The sequence below is a fragment of the Roseovarius sp. MBR-79 genome (genome assembly GCF_053628555.1).
Genome location: NZ_JBRJGP010000001.1, coordinates 295,381 through 313,410, shown reverse-complemented (window position 1 = coordinate 313,410; position 18,030 = coordinate 295,381). Strand labels below are relative to the sequence as shown.

Sequence of the window (18,030 nt, the reverse complement as noted above, 5' to 3'; positions counted from 1 at the left end):
CTGCGCCGCGGCAACGCCAGAGGCGCGCGTCAGGCGGTCACGCGCGCCAACCCGGTATCGAGCCAGGGTGGGCGCACGGTCGGTGCGCCGAAATAATATCCTTGCAGACAGTCGATTCCGAGCGCGGTGAGATAGGCCGCATCCGCGGCGCGCTCGACGCTTTCGGCGACTGTGACCATGTCGAATTGCCGCCCGACGCTCAGCAATGCGGCGGTCAGCACCTGATTGTCGGCATTGTTTGCGATGCCCTGGATGAACTGCCCGTCGATCTTGAGGATGTCGAAGAAGAAATCCTTGAGAAAACGAAACGAGGTGTAGCCCGCGCCGAAATCGTCGAGGGCAAAGCCGATCCCCTGCATTTGCAGGTCTTTCATGAAGCCCACCACAAGCTCTGGCACCAGCATCGCCGAGCTTTCGGTGATCTCGAGGATCAGCCGCTCGGCAATGGTTGGATCCGCGCCGAGCCCCTTTTTCAGGGTGCGCAGCCAGCGGCCATAGCCGATGGAGCGCGCAGACATGTTGATCGAGAGCCGCAGATCGGGGAATTCCGCCAGCGTGGCCAATCCCTTTTCCAGCGCGAGGCAGTCGATGATACGGCCGAGTTCGCGGGTTTCGATCTGGCCGATGAATTCGCGTGCCGGGATCACCCGGCCGGTCGCATCGGTGACGCGAATCAACCCCTCGTAGAAGGCGGGCTTGTCCGTTTGCGTCGCGGTCACAACCGGCTGGAAGGCGAGCATCACCTGTTTGTGCCGCACCGCAATGTCAACCATCTCGATCACCGAGCGGTCGCGTGCCGAAACGGCGTAGTTGAGCGGATTGTCATGGCCCGCCGGAACATCCGCCCATTTGCCGTTGTGCGTCATGGCGCCCTCCGATCCCGTTTGATGCGCTTGCACGATGCGCGCTTTCCCTTAAGGATCGCTTAAAGCGCGCATTTGAACGATTGACGGGAGCAGGCGATGGAACGCTGCGGCTGGGCGGGGCCCGACCCGCTCTATCTGGCCTATCACGACGAGGAATGGGGCGTGCCCGAGCGCGATGCCCGCGCACTCTTTGAAAAGCTCGTGCTGGACGGGTTTCAGGCGGGGCTGAGCTGGCTGACCATCCTCAAGAAGCGGGAAAATTTTCGCGCTTCTTTTCAGGGGTTTGATCCGCATGTGATCGCGGGATGGGGCGAGGCGGAGGTGGTGCGGCTGCTGGGTGATCCCGGCATCGTGCGCCATCGCGGCAAGATCGAGGCGACGATCACCAACGCCCGCGCCTGGGCTGCCATCGAGGCAGAGCAGGGCTTTGCCGCCTACCTGTGGGATTTCGTCGATGGAAGACCGATCCAGAGCCGTTTCGGGACGCTGGCCGAGGTGCCGGCCGAGACGGAAATTTCCCGCAAACTTTCGAAGGATTTGAAGAAAAGGGGATTCAAATTCTGCGGCCCCACGATCACTTACGCCTTCATGCAGGCAGTGGGGATGGTCAACGATCACCTCGTTACCTGTCCCTGCCACGCGCCGGTGGCACGGCTGGGGGGCAGCACGTTCGTTGCCTGAGACCTTTTGAAAACGATCCGATCCCGCTGGTGCAGGCGTCTTGATCAGAACTGGAACGGCTGGCCAATCATCATCTGCACCCTGACACCCTCGTCGGAGATGGCGGTATCCGCCCTTACAAGAAAGCCCTTGACCCAGGCACGCAGTCCGGTTCCGACATTCCATTTCATGTCGGAATGCAACTCTGCAAGATCGTATTTGCCGGCAACGCGACCGACCTCGACGAACGGAACGATCTGAATCCACTCGACCCCAAGCCTGTTCTGCACGGCGGGCCAGTTGTCGAACGGATTCCAGTGCGGCGTCAGGCGAAGCTCGGCGGAATAGTAGATGGCCGAGCGGTCGTTGAATCGCTGCGTCGGATAGCCCTTCATCCGCCACAGCCCGCCAAGCGTTGCGCCGGTATAGGCCGGGGGGCGGTTGCTGATGATGTTTCCGTTGGCATTCCACGACGGCGTATCGGCGGTCCAGAAATCGACCGCGAGGATCCGGTTCCGGAACCAACCGGTTCTGCCGAAGTCGTGATAGGCATCCACCTCGGCCTGAATGACCGTCCAGGAATCCGAACTGTCGAACAGGCCGAAATCCCTGGAATATTGCAGTCTGACGCCGTTGCCTTTGGTGGGATTGTACGGAAAATCCCGATTGTCCCAGAAATAAATCAGATCAAGTCCGTTCGTGCGAATATCCTCGTTGAAGGTGTTGCTTTCGACGTCCAGAGATCGCCAGAAGGGCCGCACCTCCAGAAAACTGCGGCCGCTTTCGAACGGATTGAGAGACCGCCCACCAGTGGCGCCGGAATACAGCTCGCCGTCGATCATCTTGTAGTCGGGCATGATCTGGTCACGCCCGTGGCCGATCGGCAGCAGGTATCGAAACCTCACCCGTGCGAAATTGTCCGACACATCCCCGGACACGAAATTGTTCTCATCCGAATCGTTCGTGCCGGCGCGCTGGCCGATGAAAGCAGGGTTTCCGTCGATAAAGGTGTCGGCGTTGTCAAAAATGCCGATGGACAACATCGGGTCTATGAAAAGGCGGTCCAGTCCGGGAAAGCGCAAATTCTGCGCCATGGCGAAGCCGAGTATCGACCCTTCGGCACCGACCATCACCGTGCCGAATACGCGGGCTCCGGGTTGCGGATACCCGACCCGACCCTCGACCCAACCTCCGGTAAGGCCGAACGTCTCGTTGTAGAAGCCGAAGGGAAGGCTCAGCCGTGGCCCCGAATAGTCCTCGACCTCTTCAGCGTGACCTATGTGTGCAAAAATCACAGTGCAGGCGAGGATGCATAGCGCAATATGCCGGGCAACGCTCATGACTCTGAGGGCGCGCCCACCCCGAAGCGTCCCGATATGCGGTTTCACGCAATCCTCGCACACACTATTCCCGGCGCTCCTCTGGGCGAGCGTCTCACCCGCAATACGCCGAGGCTAGCACCGGCGGGTGCCAATGCCAAATGTTTAGCGTAGGCCCGGTGGCCGGTTATGTGCCGGGGCGGGCCGCCCGAGCGACTATCGTGCAGGGCGGGGATGCGCGGCGGGCGATGCGGCAGACATCCCCGCGCGGCGACACCCCATCCCCTGTTTCGCATTCGCGCCGCATGGACTATATGGAGCGGGAGATGACCCGCAGGACCATGCCATGACCCCCACCGCCCCGATCACCCAGGACGTGCTGACCCTCCCCCGCAAGCTGCCGGAGGGGAAGGTGAACCTTGTGGGCCTCACGCGGGAGGGGCTGCGGGCGGCGCTGATCGCGCATGGCACGCCCGAACGTCAGGCGAAGATGCGCGTGAACCAGATCTGGCAATGGATCTATCAATGGGGCGTGCGCGATTTTGCGGCCATGAGCAATCTCGCCAAGGGCTATCGCGCCGATCTGGCCGAGCGCTTCGTCATCGAGATCCCCGAGGTCGTGAACAAGCAGGTGAGCGCGGACGGCACGCGCAAATACCTGGTGCGGATCGCGGGCGGGCACGAGGTCGAGGTGGTCTATATCCCCGAGACGGATCGCGGCACGCTGTGCATTTCCTCGCAGGTGGGCTGCACGCTGACATGTTCGTTCTGCCATACCGGCACGCAAAAGCTGGTGCGCAACCTCACGGCCGGGGAAATCATCGGTCAGGTGATGCTGGCGCGCGACGACCTGGACGAATGGCCGCGCCCCGGCGAGGGGGCCGGAGAGCGGCCGCGCCTCATCTCCAACATCGTGCTGATGGGCATGGGCGAGCCGCTCTACAATTTCGAGAACGTGCGCGACGCGATGAAGATTGCCATGGATGGCGAGGGGATTTCGCTGTCGCGCCGCCGCATCACGCTCTCGACAAGCGGCGTGGTGCCCGAGATCGCGCGGGCGGCAGAAGAGATCGGCTGTCTTCTGGCGGTCAGCTTTCACGCCACCACCGACGAGGTGCGCGACAAGCTGGTGCCGATCAACAAGCGCTGGAACATCGAGACGCTTCTGGCCACGCTGCGCGACTATCCGCGCCTCAGCAATTCCGAGCGGATCACGTTCGAATATGTCATGCTCAAGGGCGTGAACGACAGTGACGAGGATGCCCGCCGCCTTGTGCGGCTCATTGCGGGGATCCCGGCCAAGATCAACCTCATCCCGTTCAACGAATGGCCCGGCAGTCCCTACACGCGTTCGGACCGGGCGCGGATCGAGCGGTTTGCCGACATCATCTACAAGGCCGGTTACGCCAGCCCGATCCGCACGCCGCGCGGCGAGGATATCATGGCCGCCTGTGGCCAGCTCAAATCCGCCACCGAGCGCGCGCGCAAGAGCCGCGCGCAGATCGAGGCCGAGACGGGGCTTTGAGCGTGCCTGGTCTCAACGTCCTGCCGCACCCCATGAACTCTGACGGCAAGCCGCGCCGCGTGGGCGTGGAGATCGAGCTTGGCGGCTTGCCCGAGGCCGAGGTGGCACGGCTTTGCGCCGAGGTTCTGGGCGGGAGGGCAGAGCAGAAGGACAGCCATATCTGGGCCGTGGACGGCTCGGATATTGGCGCGATCGAGGTTTATCTCGATATTTTCCTGCGCAACGCGACGAAAACGAGACTGCGCGATCTGGCGCTCGATCTGGGGCGCGAGGTCGTGCCGGTGGAGATCGTGACCGAACCCCTCGACATGGAGGGTCTGGCGCGGCTCGATGCCCTGCGCGAGGCGTTGCGCAACGCGGGCGCATTGGGGAGCGGCGCGGGGCTGCTCTTTGGTTTTGGCGTGCATTTCAACATCGAGGTGGCCAGCGGGCGGGATGCCGACACGGTGCGCCCGCTACTGGCCTATGCGCTGATCGAGGACTGGCTGCGCGCCGCCTGTCCCATCGACGAGGCGCGCCGCCTGCTGCCCTTTACCGACCCATACCTGACCGACTTCGTGCGCGCGCTGATCACGGCGGGGCCGGGGGCCACGCGCGACGCGATCACCGGGCTGTATCTGACCCATACGCCAAGCCGCAATCGCGGGCTCGACATGCTGCCTTTGTTCGCGCATTTCGACCCGGGGCGCATCGCGGCGGCGATCGAGGACAAGACCTCGGCGCGCCCCACCTTTCATTTCCGCCTGCCCGATTGCCGCATCGACGAGGCCAATTGGTCGCTGGCGGCGGAATGGCGCAGGTGGGTGATGGTCGAGCGGGTGGCGGGCGACAGCGCCCTCTTGCGCCGCCTCTCGGATGCCTGGGAGGACGATCACGGCCTTCTGACCCTGTCGCGGCAAAGCTGGGCCGCGCGCGCGGGCCGCATCCTGCAAACCGCGGGGATCGACCGGGAATGAACATCCGCCCGGTGATCGGCGTCACCGTCTCGGCACGGTCGGGCTGGCGCATCTATCCGCTCATTGCACTGAATGTCTGGCTGGCAGGCGGGCGCGCACGGCGCTGGCAGGCGGGGCGTGAGACCGACATGGGCGCGGTGGACGGAGTCATCATCGGCGGCGGCGACGACATCTCACCCGACCTTTATGGCGGGCGGATCGTCACCTCGGCGCGGCTCGACCCCGACCGCGACGCGTTGGAGCGTGCCGTGGTGCTCGATGCCTTCGCGCGAAACCGGCCGGTTCTGGGAATTTGCCGAGGGAGCCAGATGCTCAACGTGGCGCTGGGCGGCACGCTGCATCAGGACGCCTATGCCACCTATGCCGCCAGCGATCACCGGCGCACGATCCTGCCGCGCAAGCTTGTGCATGTGGAACCCGACACGCGGTTGGCGCGGCTCGCCGGGTCTGCACCGATGAAGGTCAACGCGCTGCACAGCCAGGCGGTGGACCGGCTGGGCGCGGGGCTGCGCGTGGCCGCGCGCGATCAGGGCGGGATGATCCAGGCGATCGAGCGGGTGGCAGAGCCCTTTGCCCTTGGCGTGCAGTGGCACCCCGAGCATCTCTTTTACGCGCGCCGCCAGATGGGGATTTTCCGCGCGTTGGTGGCCGCCGCCCGCGCCTGCCGGGCACAGGCTGCGCAACTGCCCGGCGTCGATGCCGCCGCGCCCTGACATTTCCGCGCGCCTGCCACAATCCGGCGCGATTGCCGCCACAGGTGTCAACTATCCGTGATCCATCGACTGACTGTAACAAGGATGGAAACGATGATTCTGGACACAACCGACGACATCCGCGCCCTCGTGATGAGCGAGCGCAAAAAGGCCATCTCTGATCGGGAGTGGCGCCACCGGGTGCGGGGCTATGGCTATGCGATCCGCAACGATGCCGAGGGGCTTTTCGTCACCTCGATCCTGCGCGGCGGAGCCTTGTGCCGGTTGAACTGAGGCCGAGCCGAGGCGGCCTGCGCCCCCTGGCCACAGCCCCGAAAACGACAAACCCCCGAAGCGGGTGCCCGGGGGTCGTCACTTGCGTGTCGGAAAATCTTGCGGCGAAGCCTCAGATCTGACCTTCGCGCTGCGCTTTCTTGCGCGCCAGTTTCCGGGCACGGCGAATCGCTTCGGCCTTCTCGCGCGCTTTTTTCTCGGACGGTTTCTCGAAATGTTGCTTGAGCTTCATTTCACGGAAAACGCCTTCGCGCTGCAATTTCTTCTTCAGGGCGCGGAGCGCCTGATCGACATTGTTGTCGCGAACACTAACCTGCATATGGTGTCACCACCTTCCTAAGTTAAAGTTGCAAGATCTGCAGGAAGTGGCCGTATAGCAAAGCGCCCCGAACTTGTCTAGGGTGCGAGAGCGGAGGAAATTCCCATGTCCGAGACCGATCTGAAATCACGCCTGCTCGAGGCCGCCAAGCCGCATGTGCCCTTTGACGGGTGGAGCGAGGCGACGCTGCGGCTGGCCGCGGAAGAATTGGGGATAACGCCCGCGCTGGTCGCGGCGGTGTGTCCGCGCGGCGCGGTCGATCTGGCGCTGGCCTATCACGAGGAAGGCGACGCGGCGATGGCGGCCGCACTCGACGCTGCCGATCTCTCGGCGATGCGGTTCCGCGACCGGGTGGTTTTCGCGGTGCGCGCGCGGCTCGAGGCGGTCGAGGATCGCGAACTGGTGCGGCGCGGCATGACGCTATTCGCGCTGCCGCAGCATGGGCGCGACGGTGCCCGCGCGCTCTGGTCCACCGCTGACCGGATCTGGACGGCGCTTGGCGATAGGTCCGAGGATATCAACTGGTATACGAAGCGCGCCACGCTCTCGGGGGTTTACGGCGCGACGGTGCTCTACTGGCTCGGCGACGAGAGCGAGGGGAAGACCGCGACCTGGGCGTTTCTCGATCGGCGGATCGAGGATGTGATGCGGATCGAGACGCTGAAAGCGCGCGCGAGAGAGAACCGGCTCGTGGCGGGGCTGATGGCCGGGCCGCTCTCGATCCTGGGGCGGGTGCGCGCGCCGCAGGGCGCGCAGCAGGCCGGAATGCCGGGCCGTTGGGGCCGCCAGAACTGAGGAAAGGCACGACATGAGCGAGACGATGCAGGCGGTCGAGATCACGCAACCCGGCGGGCCGGAGGTATTGACCCCCACCACCCGGCCCCGCCCCGTGGCGCGGGCGGGCGAGGTGGTGATCCGGCTGGCCTATGCCGGGGTGAACCGGCCCGACGCGCTGCAACGGGCAGGGCTTTACGCGCCGCCGCCGGGGGCCTCGGACCTGCCGGGGCTGGAGGGCGCGGGCGAGATCGTGGCGCTCGGCGCGGGCGTGAGCGGCTGGCAGGTGGGCGACCGGGTCTGCGCGCTCTTGCCGGGGGGCGGCTATGCTGAATATGTGGCGACGCCCGCCGCGCATTGCCTGCCCGTGCCTGCGGGGATGGGTCTGCGCGAGGCGGCCTGTCTGCCCGAGACGTTTTTTACCGTGTGGTCCAACGTGTTTCAGCGCGGCGCGCTGCGGGGCGGTGAGCGGTTCCTGGTGCATGGCGGATCATCGGGCATCGGCACCACGGCGATTCAGCTTGCCCATGCCTTTGGTGCGCGCGTGTTCACCACCGCCGGATCGGCGGAGAAATGCCGCGTTTGCATGGGCTTGGGGGCAGAGCGCGCGATCAACTACCGCGAGGCGGATTTCGTCGAGGTGCTGCGCGCCGAGGGCGGGGCCGATCTCATCCTCGACATGGTGGGCGGCGACTACCTGCCGCGCAATGTGCGCGCGCTGGCAGATGACGGGCGGCTGGTGCAGATTGCGTTTTTGCAAGGCCCCAAGGTGGAGCTGAATTTCGCGCAGGTGATGATGCGGCGCCTCACGATCACCGGCAGCACGCTGCGCCCGCAAAGCGATCTGGCCAAGGCGCGCATCGCCGACGGCTTGCGCGCACAGGTCTGGCCGCTGATCGAGGCGGGGCGTGTGGCCCCGGTGATGGATTCCGAATATCCGCTGGCCGAGGCGGCGGCGGCCCATGCGCGGATGGAAACAAGCGCGCATATCGGCAAGATCGTTCTCAAAGTGGCCTGAGCAGCGCCCGGCGGCGGGAGCAGGAAAGGTGAGTATTTATGGAACGATGAAACCGGGCGGGGCAGGTTCATCGTTCCTGAAATACTCCCGCCGGAGGCGTTCCGTCAGCCGATCTCGGCGAGCCGGTCAAGGGCGGCGCGCAGCCTGGCCTCTTCCTCTTCGCGCAAGGCAAGGTTCTCGCGGGTCTCCGCCACCACGTCCCCGGGCGCGCTTTCGACGAATTTCGGGTTCTTGAGCCGCCCGCGCAAGCCGCCGATTTCCTTGGCGAGTTTGCCCAGGGTCTTTTCCAGCCGTGCCTTCTCCTCGGTCACGTCGATGATGTCGGCCAGAGGCAGTCCGAAGGTCGCGCCCTCGACCGCGATGGTGGCGCAGCCCTTGGGCAGGGTGGCGGTATCGCTCAGGCTTTCGATGCGGGCGAGGCGCTCTATCATGGCGGCGTTGTTGTCCCAGGCCGCGCGGCCTGCGTCGCTCAGTTCGGTGACGAGGAGCGGCACGTAGAGGCCGGCGGGGACGTGCATCTGGGCGCGGACGGAGCGGACCTGGTCTATGAGCGCGATGACCCAGCCCATCTCGCGGTCGGCGTCTTTGTCAATGAGATCAAGGCCATAGTCTGGCCAGTCGGCGTGGATCAGCGGTTTCTCGCGTTGGCCGAGCACGCCCCAGAGCTCTTCGGTGACAAAGGGCATGATCGGGTGCAAGAGGATCAGGCACTGGTCGATGACCCAGGCCATGGTGGCCTGTGTTTCGGAGCGGGTCTCGGCATAGCCATCCATCAGGAGGGGTTTGGAAAATTCCACATACCAGTCGCAGACCGTGCCCCAGACAAAGGCATAAAGCGTGTTCGCCGCGTCGTTGAAGCGGAAATTCTCCAGTGCCTCATCGACGGCGGTGCGGGTCTTGGCGGTCTCGCCGATGATCCATTTGTTGACGGTGGCGGTCGGCGCGGGCACCGTCGCCGCGCTGCCCACGGCCCCGTTCATCTCGGCAAAGCGCGCGGCATTCCAGAGTTTGGTGGTGAAGTTGCGATAGCCCGCGATGCGCTCTTTCGAGAGTTTCAGATCGCGGCCCATGGCCGCCATCGATGTCAGCGTGAAGCGCACCGCGTCGGTGCCGAATTCGTCGATGAGGTCAAGCGGGTCGAGGACGTTGCCCAAGCTTTTGGACATCTTCTTGCCCTTCTCGTCGCGCACGAGAGCGTGGACATAGACATGGGAGAAGGGTTTTTGCCCCACGACGGCATATTGCATCATCATCATCCGCGCGACCCAGAAGAAGATGATGTCGAACCCGGTGACGAGGACGGAGGTGGGGAAGTATTTTTTCAGCTCCTCGGTGTCCTCGGGCCAGCCCAGCGTGCCGATGGGCCAGAGGCCGGAGGAGAACCAGGTGTCGAGCACGTCGGGGTCGCGCCAGACCGGGTAGACGAGATGGGTGGGGTCCTGCGTCGCGGTGTAATCGGCGAGCGATTGCGCCAGCCGGTGCAGGGCGGCGTCGCGGCTCTCGACCTCGACCACCTGCATCGCCGCGAGCGGCACGGGAAGGCTTGCCAGCCGGTCGCGGAAGGCATCCGCCACCGCATCGAACCCGGCGGCGCAGTCCATCAGCGGCGAGAGGTGCCCCTCGTTCAGCAGGCGCAGCATTTCCGCCAGATCGAGTGTGCCGTCGCCCTCGTCATCCTCGAAACCGGGGGCGGAAAGGTCAAAGCCGTACCAGACAGGAATCTGATGCCCCCACCAGAGCTGGCGGGAAATGCACCATGGCTCGATATTCTCCAGCCAGTGAAAGTAGACCTTGGCATCCTGCTCGGGCAGGATCGTGACCTCGCCCGAGCGCACGGCGTCGATGGCGGGTTGCACGATTTTTGCCGTGTCCACGAACCATTGATCGGTCAGCATCGGCTCGATCACGACCTTGGAGCGGTCGCCGAAGGGCTGCATGATGGGTTTGGAATCGACGAGGGGGATTAAGACCACGTCATCCTCATTCGTGCCGTCATTGGCAAGAGAGCCGTCGTCCCCAATCGAGCCCTCATCCTCGGGCTTGACCCGAGGATCTTCTGCCGCCTGAGATCCTCCGGTCGAGCCGGAGGATGACGGGGTGAGTGTGGCCCGAGATCCTCGGGTCAAGCCCGAGGATGACGGGGTGTGGGGGGATGACGGGGTGGGGGGGGATGACGGCACCATCATCGCCAGACCCTCATTGGTCACTTCCTCGATGACGCGCGCGCGCGCCTCCAGCCGGTCGAGGCCGCGCAGGTGGTCGGGGACGAGGTTGAGCGTGTCGATTTCCGCAGGCGTCCAGTCCGCGCCTTCGGCGATGGCTTGCGCGCGGGCGGCGGCCTCGGCGTAGGGTGCCCCGTCGCTGCGCATATGGGCGCGGGTGTCCATCAGGCGGTAGAGCGGGATGCCCCCACGCTGCGCCACGACGTAATCGTTGAAATCATGCGCGCCGGTGATCTTGACCGCGCCAGAGCCGAAGGTGGGATCGGGGTAGTCGTCGGTGATGATCGGGATGAGGCGGCGGTGTTCCTTGGGGCCGACCGGGATTTCGCAGAGCATCCCCACGATGGGCGCATAGCGCGCATCCGAGGGATGCACCGCCACCGCGCCGTCGCCCAGCATCGTCTCGGGCCGGGTGGTGGCGATGGAGATGTAATCGCGCGTCTCGCGCAGGGTCACGTTGCCGTCCGCGTCCTTCTCGACATATTCATAGGTCTGCCCGCCCGCCAGCGGATACTTGAAATGCCACATATGGCCCGGCACTTCGATATTCTCGACCTCCAGATCGGAAATCGCGGTCTCGAAATGCGGGTCCCAGTTCACAAGGCGTTTGCCGCGATAGATCAGCCCCTTGTTGTACATATCGACAAAGACCTTGATCACCGCGTCGTGGAAATTGCCCTCTTCGCCTGCGGGGGCACCCGGGGCACCCGACATGGTAAAGGCTTCGCGCGACCAGTCGCAGGAGGCGCCGAGGCGCTTCAACTGGCCGATGATCGTGCCGCGCGACTTGATTTTCTGTTGCCAGACGCGGGCGGTGAAGGCGTCGCGCCCCATCTCGCGGCGGGTGGGCTCGCCATTTGCGGCCATGTCCTTTTCGGTGACCATCTGCGTGGCGATGCCCGCGTGATCGGTGCCGGGTTGCCAGAGCGTGTCATGCCCGCGCATCCGGTGCCAGCGGATCAGGATATCCTGCAACGTGTTGTTGAAGGCGTGGCCCATGTGCAGGCTGCCCGTCACGTTGGGCGGCGGGATCATGATCGAGAAGCTTTCGGCACCGGGGCGCGCATTGGCCCCGGCGGCAAAGGCCCCGGATTTTTCCCATGCCGCATAAAGCCGCGCCTCGGCCTCGGCTGCGTTGAAGGTCTTGTCCATCGCCATGACGTCTTGTTCCTGTCAGATCACGGGGTTCCGGCCTGCTCTAGCGAATGTGGACGGGAAGGAAAAGGCGCGGGCGGCCGAAAATGGGGTCAGGGGCCTCGATCGAGCTTGGTTGCAAGGTGGATGAGGCTTTCGGAGCCGCGCACGCCCTTGGCCTCGCCGATCCGGTCGAGCGTTTCGTCGAGCGCCTCGGTGGTCTCGGCCTCGAGCGTCACGATGAGATCGAACCGCCCAGAGGTTGTGTGGACACGGCGCACCTGCGCCAGCGACTTGAGGCGGGCAAGCACGGTGGGGCCGGCGCGCGGCTCGATGCTCAGCAGCACCGTGGCGCGCAGGGCTGCGCGCGCCTGCGCCCCGAGCCTGAGCGCGTAGCCCGCGATCACGCCCGAGGCCTCCAACCGGTCGAGCCGCGCCTGAACGGTGGTGCGGGCAAGGCCAAGGCGGCGGGCGAGCGTGGCCACGGGCAGGCGGGCGTTTTCCTGCAACAGCGCGATCAGGGCGCGGTCGGATTCGTCAATCTGCATCATGATGCTGCCGATATGGCTGATTTATTCGCCGAATTATACGATGTGACGCGTTGATTCGACAATGATTTGCCGCAAACTGATGAAAACGCAGCAAAGAGGCCCCCGATGCAGCGCGCCGAGACCTGGTCCGACCCGATTGCCCATCTTGCCCGCACCGCGCCGGATGCGCCGGTGCTCTATTTCGCGCCCGACCGGCTTCAGGCCACGGCGCGCGCCTTTCAGGCAGGGTTTCCCGGCCTTGTGACCTATGCGGTCAAGGCCAATCCGGGCGAGGAGGTGCTGGCCAATCTGGTGGCGGCGGGGATCGCGGCCTTTGACGTGGCCAGCCCCGAGGAGATGCGCGCGGTCCGTGCGCTTTGCCCCCATGCCGTGCTGCATTACCACAACCCGGTCCGCTCGCCCGCCGAGGTGGCGTTTGCGGCCACCATGGGCGTGCGGGCCTATTCGGTCGATTGCCTGCGCGAACTGGACAAGTTGAGTGGCCGGGTGGCGCAGGATGCGGAAATGAGTGTGCGGCTGGCGCTGCCGGTGCGCGGCGCGGCCTATGATTTCGGGGCGAAATTCGGGCTGGGGCCAGACGAGGCGGCGGCGCTGTTACGCGAGGTTGCGGCGCGAGGCCATGTGCCCTCGCTCACCTTTCATCCCGGCACGCAATGCGCCGATCCGGCGGCGTGGGGGGCCTATATCGGTGTCGCGGCTCAGGTGGCGCGCGCCGCGGGCGTGCGGCTTCACCGGCTCAACGTCGGCGGCGGGTTTGCCTCGCATCGCACGGGGCAGGCGCCGGACCTCACGCCGATCTTCACCCATATCGGCACGCAGGTGACGCGGCATTTCGGGGCCGAGGCGCCCGCGCTTGTCTGTGAGCCGGGGCGCGCGATGGTGGCCGAGGCCTTTACCCTTGGCTTGCGGGTCAAGGCAATCCGCGCGTGCGGGGCGGTGTTCCTCAACGATGGTGTTTATGGCAGTCTGACCGAGATCCGCGATATCGGTGCCCCGGACCGGGTGCGCGTCATCGCCCCCGACGGCACCGAACGGCGCGGCGCACCGGTTGCGCGTGTGGTGTTCGGCCCGACCTGCGACAGCATCGACCGGCTGCCCGATCCGCTGCCGCTGCCCGGCGACATGGCGGAGGGCGATCATGTGCTGATCGCCGGGATGGGGGCCTATACCCGGTCCCTCTCGACCGCGTTCAACGGATACGGGCTGCGCGATGTGGTGACGGTCACGCGGCTTTGACGCCAAGCGGCCCTGACGCCCGTCAGACTATCGTCCTTTCCACACCGGGTCGCGTTTTTCGGCGAAGGCGCGCGCGCCCTCAAGCTGATCCTCGGAGCGGTAGAGGCGTTCGACGGTTGCGAACTGGCTCTTGGTGATGCGGTTGAGCGCGTCCTGAAATTTCATGTCCTCGGCCTCGCGCACGATTTCCCTGATCGCGGCGAAGACCAGCGGCGGGCCTGCCGCCAGCTCATCGGCCAGCGCGCGCGCCTCTGCCATCAGCTTGGCGGCGGGCAGGATGCGGTTGACCAGACCCCAGCGGGCGGCCTCTTCGGCGTCGAACCAGCGCCCGGTGAGCAGCATTTCCATGGCTATATGATAGGGGATGCGCTTTGGCAGTTTGATCGAGGCGGCATCGGCCACGGTGCCCGAGCGGACTTCCGGCAGGGCAAAGGTGGCGTGGTCGGCGGCGAGGATGATGTCGGCGCTGAGCGCCAGCTCCAGCCCGCCGCCGCAGGCGATGCCGTTGACGGCGGCGATCACCGGCTTGTTGAGCCCGCGCAACTCCTGCAAACCGCCAAACCCGCCCTTGCCATAGTCGCCGTCAACCGCGTCGCCCTCGGCGGCGGCCTTGAGGTCCCAGCCGGGGCAGAAGAATTTCTCGCCCGCGCCGGTGAGAATGGCGACGCGGAGCGCGTCATCGTCGCGGAACTCGGTAAAGACCTCACCCATCATTCGGCTTGTGGCAAGGTCGATCGCATTGGCCTTGGGCCGGTCGAGGATGACCTCGAGCACGGCACCGCGCCGGGTGATGGTCAGAGGGGATTGGGTCATTCCGGGTCTCCCATGCGGATGAGGGCATCGGCGGCGATGGCGAAATTCGCGCCGCAGAGGAGCGGGTTGATCTCCACCTCCTGCACGCGGGCGCGGTGCACCGTGACGAAGTCTTGCACGGCCAGCACCGCCGCCACAACCGCCTCGATATCCGCGCCCGCGCGCCCCCGATAGCCCGCGAGCAGTGGCGCGATGCGCAACCGGGCAAGCGCCGCGAGGATGTCGTCGCGCGTCACCGGCAGAAGCAGCGTGGTCGTGTCGGCCATGATCTCGGTCAGCACGCCGCCCGCGCCAAGCGTGAGCACGAAGCCATGCGCCGGATCGTTGAGCACGCCGACGAGAATTTCGGCCACCGCGCCCCGGATCATCTCTTCCACGAGAAACGCGTCGGCGGGCATGGCGCGGGCGGCACGTTCGAGCGCCTCCGCATCGCCAAGATCGAGCGCCACGGCGCCCGCCTCGGTCTTGTGGGCAAGCCCCGCGCCCTTGAGCACCACCGGAAAGCCCAGGTCCCGCGCCGCCGCCACCGCCGCCGCCGTGCCTTGGACGGCACGCGCGCGGGGCACGCGCAGGCCATGGGCGGCAAGCCGCGCCTTGGCCTCGGCCTCGGTCCAGACTGTGCCAGCCGTTGTAGCGCGATTGGGCAGCAGAAGCGGCGCGGCCTCTGTGCGTGTGACATGGGCTGCTGCCGCGATGGCGGCAAGCCCTTCGCTCATGCCGCAAAGCGGGATCAGGCCGCGCCCGAGAATTTCGCAGGCCACGGATTCGGGCATCCCCTCGGGCAGGCTTGACAAGATCGCCATGGGCCGCCCCGAAACGCGCCGCGCCTCGGCTGTCGCGGTGACCACAAGGTGCCAGTCGGGGGCGTCGAAGCGGTCCGGGCGCGGGAAATCGAGCACCACGACACCAAGCGCCGCCGTCCCCGTCATCATCGCACAAAAACACCGCGTCAGCGCGGCCTCGTCGCCCCAGATATAGGTGTGGTAATCGAGCGGATTGGCCAGCGCGACCCGAGGCCCGAGCGCCGCGCGCAGCGCGCCTGCCTGAGGCGCGTCAAGCGGCGGATAGCGCACGCCTGCGGCCTGCCCGAGATCGGCCATGAGCGACGCCTCGCCCCCCGAACAGGACAGGGAGGCGACCGTGGCCGAGGCAAGCCCGCCGGTGACGTGCAGGATCTTGAGTGTCTCGATGAGGGCGGCGGGGCTCTCGACCGTCGCAAAGCCCAGCCGCGCCATCAGCGCGCGCGCGCCCCCATCGCTGCCCGCGAGCGAGGCGGTATGCGACACGGTCCCCAACTGCGCCTCGGGCGATGCGCCGGTCTTGAGCACGACAACCGGCTTGCCGAGACGCGCCGCCGTCCGCGCCAGCGCCTCAAAGGCGCGCAGGTTGCTCACCCCCTCGATATGCAGGCCAAGCGCGGTCACGCGCGGATCCGAGAGCAGCGCCGCGCCGATATCGGCCATGCCGGTCTGCGCCTGATTGCCGACGGTGGCGACATAGGCCAGCGGCAGCCCGCGCCGCTGCATCGTCAGGTTGATCGCCACGTTCGAGCTTTGCCCGACAAGCGCGACGCCGGCCTCGCAGGGGACCATGCCATGCACATCCGGCCAGAGTGCCGCGCGGTCGAGCGCATTGACGAAGCCATAGCAATTCGGCCCCAGAATGGGCATGGTGCCCGCGGCCGCCACCAGCCGTTCCTCAAGCGCGGGACCGTCCGGCATCTCTGCTCTGGCCTCGCGAAAGCCCGAGGCGAAACAGACCGCGCCGCCCGCGCCGCGCGCCGAGAGTGCTGCGACCACCTCGATGCTGGCCGCGCGGTTCACGCCGACAAAGGCCGCGTCCGGCCCCTCTGGCAAGGCGTCAACCGAGCGGTGCGCGGACAGGCCGCCCACCGTTTCGCGCGTCGGATGCACCGGCCATATCGCCCCGGCAAAGCCGATCCGGCGGCATTCGCGGATGACGCTCTCGCACCATGCGCCGCCGCCGATCACCGCAATGCTGCGGGGCCGCAACAGCCGGTCGAGCGCGGCCATCTCAGGCCCCCAGCGGGCGCAAGAGGTCGCGGCTGATGATATGGCGCTGGATTTCGCTGGTGCCGTCCCAGATCCGTTCCACCCGCGCATCGCGCCAGAACCGCTCGATGGGAAAATCGTCCATCAGCCCCATGCCGCCATGGATCTGCAAGGTGGCATCGGTCACGCGTGCCAGCATCTCGGAGGCATAGAGCTTGGCGCTGGCGATTTCCCGGTTGGCGGGCTGCTCCTGATCCAGCCGCCACGCGGCGGCGAGCGTCAGCCAGTCCGCCGCGTCGATTTCGGTGATCATGTCGGCGATCTGGAAGCCCACCCCCTGAAACCGGCCGATGGGCTGGCCGAATTGCCGCCGCTCCGCCGCATAGCCAAGCGCGTGATCGAAGCAGCGCCGCGCGCGCCCGACACAGAACGCCGCCACCGTCAGCCGCGTGGCATAAAGCCAGGTGTTCATCACCTCGAACCCGCCATCCACCGCGCCCAGAACCTGCGTGTCGGGCAGGCGGCAATCGTCGAAGCTGAGGATGCAGTTGTGATAGCCGCGGTGCGAGACCGAGTGATAGCCCGCGCGCACCTCGAAGCCGGGCGTGCCGCGATCGACCAGAAAGCAGGTGATCCGCTTCTTGGGGCCCTTGGGCGTGTCATCGACGCCGGTGGCCACGAAGACGATGAAGAAATCCGCGTGATCCGCCCCGGAGATGAAGTGCTTGGAGCCGTTCAGCACCCAGTCGCCGCCGTCGCGCCGCGCATGGCATGTCATGCCGCGCACATCCGATCCCGCATCGGGTTCGGTCATGGCAAGCGCGTCCATCCGCTCGCCGCGCACGGCGGGCAGGAGATAGCGCTCGCGCTGCGCGCCCTCGCAGGCCATCAGGATATTCTGCGGGCGGCCGAAGAAATGCGTGAGCGCCATGGACCCGCGCCCAAGTTCGCGCTCCACCAGCGTGAAATCGAGATGCGACAGGCCCGCGCCGCCCACCTCTTCGGGGAAGTTGCAGGCGTAAAAGCCAAGGTCGATGACCTTGCGCTTGATCTGCTGTGCCAGATCGGGCGGCACCTTGCCTGTGCGCTCCACCTCCGCCTCGTGCGGGTATATCTCCTTCTCCACGAAAGCCCGCACCGTGGTCACGATCATGTCCTGCTCTGCGTTCAGTCCGAAATGCACGGGCCGCCCCCCTGTTCGATGCGCGCCCATTTGGAACGCGCCGCAGGCGCTTGGCAAGTCTTGGCATCAGGGCGCATGCGTGCCCGTGTCGCAAAATCGCCGGTTCGCTTCGCGAGGGTGACTGTGCGGCGCGGCGGCGCGGCGCTTGATGCTCTCAAGGATCGGCAACGGGGGCCATGGCCGAGGTCATCAAACGGGCTGCACACGCCGGCCGACCATGGCCGATCCTGGCATGACACCTCTGGCCGGAATGCCGAGGCGCGTCATTGACACGGCCGACAGTGACAAGACATGCCCGCCGCCTGACGTCCGGACGCTGCCGGGATTTCGAAATCTTGAAAAGATTTCGATCCGATTTCTTTTGGAGAAATCGAAGGGGCATCCATGCCATCAACAGAGCCCACTCACTGCATCGCAACAAAGCCCCGTCTCCGGGCCATCTCCCGTAACGCAGCG

16 protein-coding genes are annotated in these 18,030 nt (G+C 66.0%); 8 read left to right on the top strand and 8 right to left on the bottom strand.

All coding sequences use genetic code 11. The features are described 5' to 3' along the window. Window positions 1–29: 29 nt before the first annotated feature. On the bottom strand, window positions 30–866 hold the full coding sequence (locus ACSSV8_RS01560) for an EAL domain-containing protein (RefSeq protein WP_454281275.1): 837 nt from the start codon (window positions 864–866) through the stop codon (window positions 30–32). A 96-nt stretch (window positions 867–962) separates the two neighbouring features. Between ACSSV8_RS01560 and ACSSV8_RS01555 the strand changes: the two genes are divergently transcribed. Continuing rightward, complete coding sequence (locus ACSSV8_RS01555; RefSeq protein WP_454281274.1) at window positions 963–1,547, top strand: DNA-3-methyladenine glycosylase I; 585 nt, start codon at window positions 963–965, stop codon at window positions 1,545–1,547. Window positions 1,548–1,591: 44 nt separating this feature from the next. Here ACSSV8_RS01555 and ACSSV8_RS01550 read toward each other — a convergent pair whose 3' ends face one another. Next, complete coding sequence (locus tag ACSSV8_RS01550; RefSeq protein ID WP_454281273.1) at window positions 1,592–2,914, bottom strand: hypothetical protein; 1,323 nt, start codon at window positions 2,912–2,914, stop codon at window positions 1,592–1,594. A 277-nt stretch (window positions 2,915–3,191) separates the two neighbouring features. Here ACSSV8_RS01550 and rlmN point away from each other — a divergent pair, with 277 nt between their 5' ends. From rlmN to ACSSV8_RS01530, 4 genes are all read left to right on the top strand, one after another. Beyond that, window positions 3,192–4,370, top strand: a complete 1,179-nt coding sequence (rlmN, locus tag ACSSV8_RS01545; protein WP_454281272.1) for a 23S rRNA (adenine(2503)-C(2))-methyltransferase RlmN — start codon at window positions 3,192–3,194, stop codon at window positions 4,368–4,370. A 2-nt stretch (window positions 4,371–4,372) separates the two neighbouring features. Further along, window positions 4,373–5,326: an amidoligase family protein gene (locus ACSSV8_RS01540; RefSeq protein ID WP_454281271.1), complete on the top strand. Its 954-nt coding sequence runs from the start codon at window positions 4,373–4,375 to the stop codon at window positions 5,324–5,326. Further along, window positions 5,323–6,039 carry a gamma-glutamyl-gamma-aminobutyrate hydrolase family protein gene (locus ACSSV8_RS01535; protein ID WP_454281270.1) on the top strand — a complete coding sequence of 239 codons (717 nt, stop codon included), beginning with the start codon at window positions 5,323–5,325 and terminating at the stop codon, window positions 6,037–6,039. The genes ACSSV8_RS01540 and ACSSV8_RS01535 overlap by 4 nt, the downstream gene beginning before the upstream one ends. A gap of 93 nt (window positions 6,040–6,132) precedes the next feature. Further along, window positions 6,133–6,312, top strand: a complete 180-nt coding sequence (locus ACSSV8_RS01530; RefSeq protein ID WP_354538792.1) for a hypothetical protein — start codon at window positions 6,133–6,135, stop codon at window positions 6,310–6,312. A 112-nt stretch (window positions 6,313–6,424) separates the two neighbouring features. Here ACSSV8_RS01530 and rpsU read toward each other — a convergent pair whose 3' ends face one another. Continuing rightward, window positions 6,425–6,631: a 30S ribosomal protein S21 gene (gene rpsU, locus ACSSV8_RS01525; protein ID WP_354538793.1), complete on the bottom strand. Its 207-nt coding sequence runs from the start codon at window positions 6,629–6,631 to the stop codon at window positions 6,425–6,427. A gap of 105 nt (window positions 6,632–6,736) precedes the next feature. Here rpsU and ACSSV8_RS01520 point away from each other — a divergent pair, with 105 nt between their 5' ends. Further along, window positions 6,737–7,426, top strand: a complete 690-nt coding sequence (locus ACSSV8_RS01520; RefSeq protein WP_354538794.1) for a COQ9 family protein — start codon at window positions 6,737–6,739, stop codon at window positions 7,424–7,426. Window positions 7,427–7,439: 13 nt separating this feature from the next. Beyond that, window positions 7,440–8,423: an NAD(P)H-quinone oxidoreductase gene (locus tag ACSSV8_RS01515; RefSeq protein WP_454281269.1), complete on the top strand. Its 984-nt coding sequence runs from the start codon at window positions 7,440–7,442 to the stop codon at window positions 8,421–8,423. A 104-nt stretch (window positions 8,424–8,527) separates the two neighbouring features. On the opposite strand, the gene ACSSV8_RS01510 is transcribed toward ACSSV8_RS01515, so the two are convergent. Further along, window positions 8,528–11,803 (bottom strand): valine--tRNA ligase, encoded by a 3,276-nt coding sequence (locus ACSSV8_RS01510; protein WP_454281268.1) that lies wholly within the window; start codon window positions 11,801–11,803, stop codon window positions 8,528–8,530. Between the two features lie 89 nt (window positions 11,804–11,892). Continuing rightward, window positions 11,893–12,327: an Lrp/AsnC family transcriptional regulator gene (locus ACSSV8_RS01505; protein WP_354538974.1), complete on the bottom strand. Its 435-nt coding sequence runs from the start codon at window positions 12,325–12,327 to the stop codon at window positions 11,893–11,895. A 108-nt stretch (window positions 12,328–12,435) separates the two neighbouring features. On the opposite strand from ACSSV8_RS01505, the gene ACSSV8_RS01500 reads away from it, so the two are divergent. Next, window positions 12,436–13,566, top strand: a complete 1,131-nt coding sequence (locus ACSSV8_RS01500; protein ID WP_354538797.1) for a type III PLP-dependent enzyme — start codon at window positions 12,436–12,438, stop codon at window positions 13,564–13,566. Between the two features lie 27 nt (window positions 13,567–13,593). On the opposite strand, the gene ACSSV8_RS01495 is transcribed toward ACSSV8_RS01500, so the two are convergent. From ACSSV8_RS01495 to ACSSV8_RS01485, 3 genes are read right to left on the bottom strand one after another with little or no spacing between them, the layout of a single operon-like run. Next, entirely contained in the window at window positions 13,594–14,379 is a 786-nt protein-coding gene (locus ACSSV8_RS01495) for a carnitinyl-CoA dehydratase (protein WP_454281267.1), read from the bottom strand. Continuing rightward, the gene (locus tag ACSSV8_RS01490; protein WP_454281266.1) at window positions 14,376–16,412 is read right to left on the bottom strand and encodes an acetate--CoA ligase family protein; all 2,037 of its coding nucleotides are present in this window, start codon (window positions 16,410–16,412) and stop codon (window positions 14,376–14,378) included. The genes ACSSV8_RS01495 and ACSSV8_RS01490 overlap by 4 nt, the downstream gene beginning before the upstream one ends. A 1-nt stretch (window position 16,413) precedes the next feature. Then, complete coding sequence (locus tag ACSSV8_RS01485; RefSeq protein WP_354538800.1) at window positions 16,414–17,574, bottom strand: acyl-CoA dehydrogenase family protein; 1,161 nt, start codon at window positions 17,572–17,574, stop codon at window positions 16,414–16,416. Window positions 17,575–18,030 lie beyond the last annotated feature (456 nt).

Bases quoted from the DNA above. Each gene is read 5' to 3' on its own strand.
- ACSSV8_RS01495 (WP_454281267.1), bottom strand. From the start codon at position 14,379: ATGACCCAATCCCCTCTGACCATCACCCGGCGCGGTGCCGTGCTCGAG.
- ACSSV8_RS01530 (WP_354538792.1), top strand. From the start codon at position 6,133: ATGATTCTGGACACAACCGACGACATCCGCGCCCTCGTGATGAGCGAG.
- ACSSV8_RS01510 (WP_454281268.1), bottom strand. From the start codon at position 11,803: ATGGCGATGGACAAGACCTTCAACGCAGCCGAGGCCGAGGCGCGGCTT.
- ACSSV8_RS01490 (WP_454281266.1), bottom strand. From the start codon at position 16,412: ATGGCCGCGCTCGACCGGCTGTTGCGGCCCCGCAGCATTGCGGTGATC.
- ACSSV8_RS01505 (WP_354538974.1), bottom strand. From the start codon at position 12,327: ATGCAGATTGACGAATCCGACCGCGCCCTGATCGCGCTGTTGCAGGAA.
- ACSSV8_RS01555 (WP_454281274.1), top strand. From the start codon at position 963: ATGGAACGCTGCGGCTGGGCGGGGCCCGACCCGCTCTATCTGGCCTAT.
- ACSSV8_RS01560 (WP_454281275.1), bottom strand. From the start codon at position 866: ATGACGCACAACGGCAAATGGGCGGATGTTCCGGCGGGCCATGACAAT.
- ACSSV8_RS01500 (WP_354538797.1), top strand. From the start codon at position 12,436: ATGCAGCGCGCCGAGACCTGGTCCGACCCGATTGCCCATCTTGCCCGC.
- ACSSV8_RS01535 (WP_454281270.1), top strand. From the start codon at position 5,323: ATGAACATCCGCCCGGTGATCGGCGTCACCGTCTCGGCACGGTCGGGC.
- rpsU (WP_354538793.1), bottom strand. From the start codon at position 6,631: ATGCAGGTTAGTGTTCGCGACAACAATGTCGATCAGGCGCTCCGCGCC.
- ACSSV8_RS01520 (WP_354538794.1), top strand. From the start codon at position 6,737: ATGTCCGAGACCGATCTGAAATCACGCCTGCTCGAGGCCGCCAAGCCG.
- rlmN (WP_454281272.1), top strand. From the start codon at position 3,192: ATGACCCCCACCGCCCCGATCACCCAGGACGTGCTGACCCTCCCCCGC.
- ACSSV8_RS01515 (WP_454281269.1), top strand. From the start codon at position 7,440: ATGAGCGAGACGATGCAGGCGGTCGAGATCACGCAACCCGGCGGGCCG.